Here is a 5,093-nt window from a genome sequence, read left to right as displayed (position 1 = left end):
ACCGCGCGGCGCGCGCCGGACGCGCCCGCCCGGCGTCCGGCGTCCGAGAGCGTCGTCGTCGACCGGCCGGGCGCCGGTGTCCGGCTCGCGCGGTGCTGCACGCCCGTCCCGCCCGACGAGATCACCGGCTTCCTGGTACGCGGGGGAGTGGTCACCGTCCACCGCGCGGAATGCGCCTCGGTGGCGCGCATGCGGACCGCGGAGCGTGCGGAGGTCGGAGTGGCCTGGGGCGACACCGCGGAGTGCCGCGTCACGCTGGTCGCCGAATCCTTCCAGCGGCCCCACCTCCTCGCCGACCTGACCGAGGCCATCGCCCTGGAAGGCGTGGAGATCGTCTCCGCCACCGTCGAACCCCCCACCCAGCAGCGCGTCCGCCACACCTACACCCTGCAGCTCCCGGACGCCGCCCACCTCCCGGCCCTGATGCGCGCGATGCGCGACGTCGCGGGCGTCTACGACGTGGGCCGCGCCCAGCACCACGCCGCGGCCGCGAAGTAGCCGCCGGCGGACGGTCGCCGGGATCCTCGGGGAAGCCGCCGGGCGTACGGCACGCGCGCGCGTGGGGCACGGGCGTCCGCCGCGACGGCGGCCGTCGCCGACGTCCGTTCGGGTGGGCTCGTCGCGCGTCGGCACCGCGGCGCGCGGGCGCGCTGATAGCCGTGGTCCATGCTGCTCACACCCCGACCCAGGACCCGTGGCGCCCAGGCGGTTCCGACGGCCCCCCGCATCCGCCGCCGCGGCAAGGCGGCCCTCGTCGCCTCCGCCGTCTCCGTCTGTCTGATCGCCGCGAGCGCGCCCCCGCCGGCCGTGCCCCTCGGCGTGGGCGACCGGCTCTTCCCCCACCTCGGGAACCCGGGGTACGACGTCACGTCGTACGACCTCGCCTTCGCCTACTCCGGCACCAACAGCGAGCCGCTCACCGCCGTCACCACCATCGTGGCGCGGACGACGGCCGAGCTGGAGCACCTCAACCTCGACTTCGCCCACGGCGAGGTCGGCTCCGTCGAGGTCGACGGCGCCCCCGCCACGTTCACCACCGCGGGGGAGGACCTGGTCGTCACCCCGGGGCAGCCGCTCACCAAGGGCGGCACGGTACGCGTCACCGTGCGGCACACCAGCCACCCCGCCCCCGCCGGGGGCCGGGACAGCGGCTGGATCCGTACCCGGGACGGACTGGTCGTGGCGGGCCAGGCCGACGCCGCCCACACGGTGTTCCCCTGCAACGACCACCCCTCCGACAAGGCGATGTTCACCATCCGGGTGACCGCGCCCGAGGGCCACCTCGCCGTGGCCAACGGTCTGCCCGCCGGCGAGGGCCACGCCACCAAGTCGACGACGTGGACCTACCGCAGCGAGCACCCCATGGCCACCGAGCTCGCCCAGATCGCGATCGGCCGCTCCACGGTGCTGCACCGCTCCGGACCGCACGGGCTGCCCGTTCGTGACGTGGTCCCCACGGAGCACCGCGGCACACTGGAACGGTGGCTCGGCGAAACCCCCGGCCAGATCGCCTGGATGGAGGACAAGGTCGGCCAGTACCCCTTCGAGACGTACGGCCTGCTGGTCGCCGACGCGCGGACGGGCTTCGAACTGGAGACCCAGACGCTCTCCCTCTTCGAGCGCGAACTCTTCACCCGGCCCGAGTTCCCCAGGTGGTACGTCGAGTCGGTCATGGTGCACGAGCTGGCGCACCAGTGGTTCGGGAACAGCGTCAGCCCGCGCACCTGGTCCGACTTGTGGATCAGCGAGGGCCACGCCACCTGGTACGAGGCCCTGTACACCGAGGAGAAGGGCGGCAGGACCCTCGAGGAGCGCATGAAGCTGGCCTACGGCGCCTCCGACCGCTGGCGCGCCGCCGGAGGACCGCCGGCGGCCATCAAGGCACCGGAGATCGGCAAGAAGGGCGCCATCTTCCGGCCCAACGTCTACGACGGTGCCGCGCTGGTCCTGTACGCCCTCCGCCAGGAGATCGGCGGCTCCGCGTTCGAGCGCCTGCAACGCGCGTGGGTGTCGCTCCACCGCGACGGGACGGCCGGCACGCGCGACTTCGTGGAACTGGCCTCCGTCATGGCCGGCCGCGACCTGGACGCCTTCTTCCGTGCCTGGCTGTTCGAGGAGCGGACGCCGGCGATGCCGGGGCACCCTGACTGGAAGACCGCGCCGGTGGAGGATGCGGGGGCGGCGGGGAAGGCCGGCGGCCGGGCGGCTCCGCGCGGGACCGAGGTGACGGACCGGCGCGGACGGGAATAACACGGTGCCGGGACGGGCCGTGCCGTGCGACCATCGTCAGGTCGGCGACCCGGCCCGGCCCTCGCGGGGCGATTCCGGGAATCTCCCGGGGTACCAGGACGTTGTCACCGGTGACGGTCCACACATCCGTCGCCGCATTCGCTTCCCACCGACGTTAAGGAACCAATGACCTCCTCTTCTTCCCCTTCCCAGGCCGCACAGAGTGTCATCGCGCAGAGCTACCCCGACGGTCTTCGAGCCGATGCCCTGATGGAAGAGGACGTCGCCTGGAGCCACGACATCGACGGAACGCGGGACGGCGACCAGTTCGACCGCTCCGAGCGCGCGGCCCTGCGCCGCGTCGCCGGCCTCTCCACCGAACTCGAGGACGTCACCGAGGTCGAGTACCGGCAGCTCCGGCTGGAGCGCGTCGTCCTCGTGGGCGTCTGGACCTCGGGAACCGCGCGGGACGCGGAGAACTCGCTGGCCGAACTGGCCGCCCTCGCGGAGACCGCGGGCGCGCTCGTGCTCGACGGCGTCATCCAGCGCCGCGACAAGCCCGACGCGGCGACCTACATCGGCTCCGGCAAGGCCGACGAACTGCGGGACATCGTCCTGGAGTCCGGCGCGGACACCGTGATCTGCGACGGTGAGCTCAGCCCCGGCCAGCTGATCCACCTCGAGGACGTCGTCAAGGTCAAGGTCATCGACCGTACGGCCCTGATCCTGGACATTTTCGCCCAGCACGCCAAGTCCCGGGAGGGCAAGGCACAGGTGGCGCTCGCCCAGATGCAGTACATGCTGCCGAGGCTGCGCGGCTGGGGCCAGTCGCTGTCCCGGCAGATGGGCGGCGGCAAGGGCGGCGGCCTCGCCACCCGTGGTCCCGGTGAGACCAAGATCGAGACGGACCGGCGGCGGATCCGCGAGAAGATGGCGAAGATGCGCCGGGAGATCGCGGAGATGAAGACCGGCCGCGAGATCAAGCGCCAGGAGCGCCGGCGCAACAAGGTGCCCTCGGTCGCCATCGCGGGCTACACCAACGCCGGCAAGTCCTCGCTGCTCAACCGCCTCACGGGCGCGGGCGTGCTGGTCGAGAACGCGCTGTTCGCGACCCTCGACCCGACCGTCCGACGGGCCGAGACCCCGAGCGGGCGGCTGTACACGCTGGCGGACACCGTCGGCTTCGTCCGGCACCTGCCGCACCACCTGGTCGAGGCGTTCCGCTCCACGATGGAGGAGGTCGGCGACTCCGACCTGATCCTGCACGTGGTGGACGGCTCGCACCCGGACCCGGAGGAGCAGCTGGCCGCCGTGCGCGAGGTGATCCGGGACGTCGGCGCCACCGGCGTACCCGAGATCGTGGTGATCAACAAGGCCGACGCGGCCGACCCGCTGACGCTCCAGCGGCTGCTGCGGATCGAGAAGCGCGCCCTCGCGGTCTCGGCCCGTACCGGCCAGGGCATCGACGAGCTGCTCGCACTGATCGACAACGAGCTGCCCCGGCCCTCGGTCGAGCTCGAGGCGCTCGTGCCGTACACGCTGGGCAAGCTGGTAGCCCGCGCCCACGAGGAGGGTGAGGTGATCTCCGAGGAGCACACCGCGGAGGGCACCCTGCTCAAGGTGCGCGTCCACGAGGAGCTGGCCGCGGACCTGGCGCCGTACGTACCCGCGCCGGCGGTCTGATCCGTCGAACGCAGCACGCGGAAGGCCCGCCCCCACTCAGCTCGGGGGGCGGGCCTTCCGCGGTGGACGGACGGGCGGGCGCGTACGGCCGCCCGCGCCCGTCACCGGCCGGCGAACTTCTCGCTCACCGTCTCGTACACGCCCTTGGCCTCCGCGCCCAGCCGCGGGCCCGCCAGCCAGCCCGCGCTCACGGGGCCGATCGAGGTGTTGGACACCAGCGCGGGCTCGCCGTCCGAGCCGGTCGCCACCCAGCCGCCGCCGGACGAGCCGCCGGTCATGGTGCAGCCGATGCGGTACATGGTCGGGTCCGACACGGCGAGCGACAGCCGGCCGGGTGCGTCCGTGCACTGGTACATCGTCTGGCCGTCGAACGGCGCCGCCGCCGGGTACCCGGTCGCGGTGATGCTCTCCACCTCCGGCACGGCGGGCGCGGCGAAGTCGACGGGGAGCGCCGCACCGACCGTCTCCTGCAGCGACTTGCCGTCGCCCTCCTCCGGCGTCACGTGGATGACCGCGAAGTCGTACGACGCGCCGTCACCGCCGGTCTGGCCGCCCTGCTCGATCCACTGGTCCGAGGACTGCGCCCAGTCGGCCCACCAGACGCCGTAGGGAGCGACCTCCCCCTTCGTGGCGCCCTCCAGCTCCGCGGCGGTCATCCCGCCGTCGTTGTACGAGGGCACGAACGCGATGTTGCGGTACCAGCCACCCGACTTGCCCGCGTGCACGCAGTGGCCGGCGGTCCACACCATGTTCGACCTGCCGGGATTGGCCGGGTCCTGGACCACCGTCGCCGAGCAGACGCTCGTGCCCTGGGGAGTGTCGAAGAAGACCTTGCCCGCCTCGGGCACGCTGTCGTGGTACCCCGTCGGCACGGCCCGGGCCTGTACGGGGGCCGGCGTCGGATCGGTCACCCCCTGGTCACCCGTGAGGTCGCTCTCGTCGACCTCCTTCGCCGGCTCCTCCGCCTCACGCATCCGGTCGGGGTCCCACAGGTCCTGGATGATCGGGTTGACGAAATCCTCGGCCTCGCGCAGCCAGTCGTCCCTGTCCCAGTTCTTCCAGGCGCCGTCGCGCCACTTGTCGACGTCGATACCGTGCTCTTTGAGCTTGTCCTTGATGCCGTCCGGGATGCTGATCTTGCCGTCGCTCCCGGAGGCTTCCTGGGCGGCGGACGCGGTGGC

The 5,093-nt window shown here is 72.7% G+C and carries 4 protein-coding genes; 3 read left to right on the top strand and 1 reads right to left on the bottom strand.

All coding sequences use genetic code 11. The features are described from left to right. The 3 genes from UW392_RS03045 to hflX form a co-directional block, all read left to right on the top strand. Window positions 1-498 (top strand): ACT domain-containing protein (locus tag UW392_RS03045; RefSeq protein ID WP_320773266.1); only part of this gene is annotated, 498 nt, incomplete at its 5' end. Between the two features lie 168 nt (window positions 499-666). Next, complete coding sequence (locus UW392_RS03040; RefSeq protein ID WP_320773265.1) at window positions 667-2,250, top strand: M1 family metallopeptidase; 1,584 nt, start codon at window positions 667-669, stop codon at window positions 2,248-2,250. A 165-nt stretch (window positions 2,251-2,415) separates the two neighbouring features. Further along, window positions 2,416-3,912, top strand: a complete 1,497-nt coding sequence (gene hflX, locus UW392_RS03035) for a GTPase HflX (RefSeq protein ID WP_320773264.1) — start codon at window positions 2,416-2,418, stop codon at window positions 3,910-3,912. A gap of 101 nt (window positions 3,913-4,013) precedes the next feature. Here the strand turns inward: hflX and UW392_RS03030 are convergent. Continuing rightward, window positions 4,014-5,093, bottom strand: a 1,080-nt coding sequence (locus UW392_RS03030) for a hypothetical protein (protein ID WP_320773263.1), incomplete at its 5' end; no start/stop codon positions are given.

It is taken from the genome of Streptomyces sp. CRN 30 (assembly GCF_034105845.1).
The sequence above is the reverse complement of the archived record's forward strand: the minus strand, read 5'-3'. Positions and strand labels throughout refer to the sequence as shown.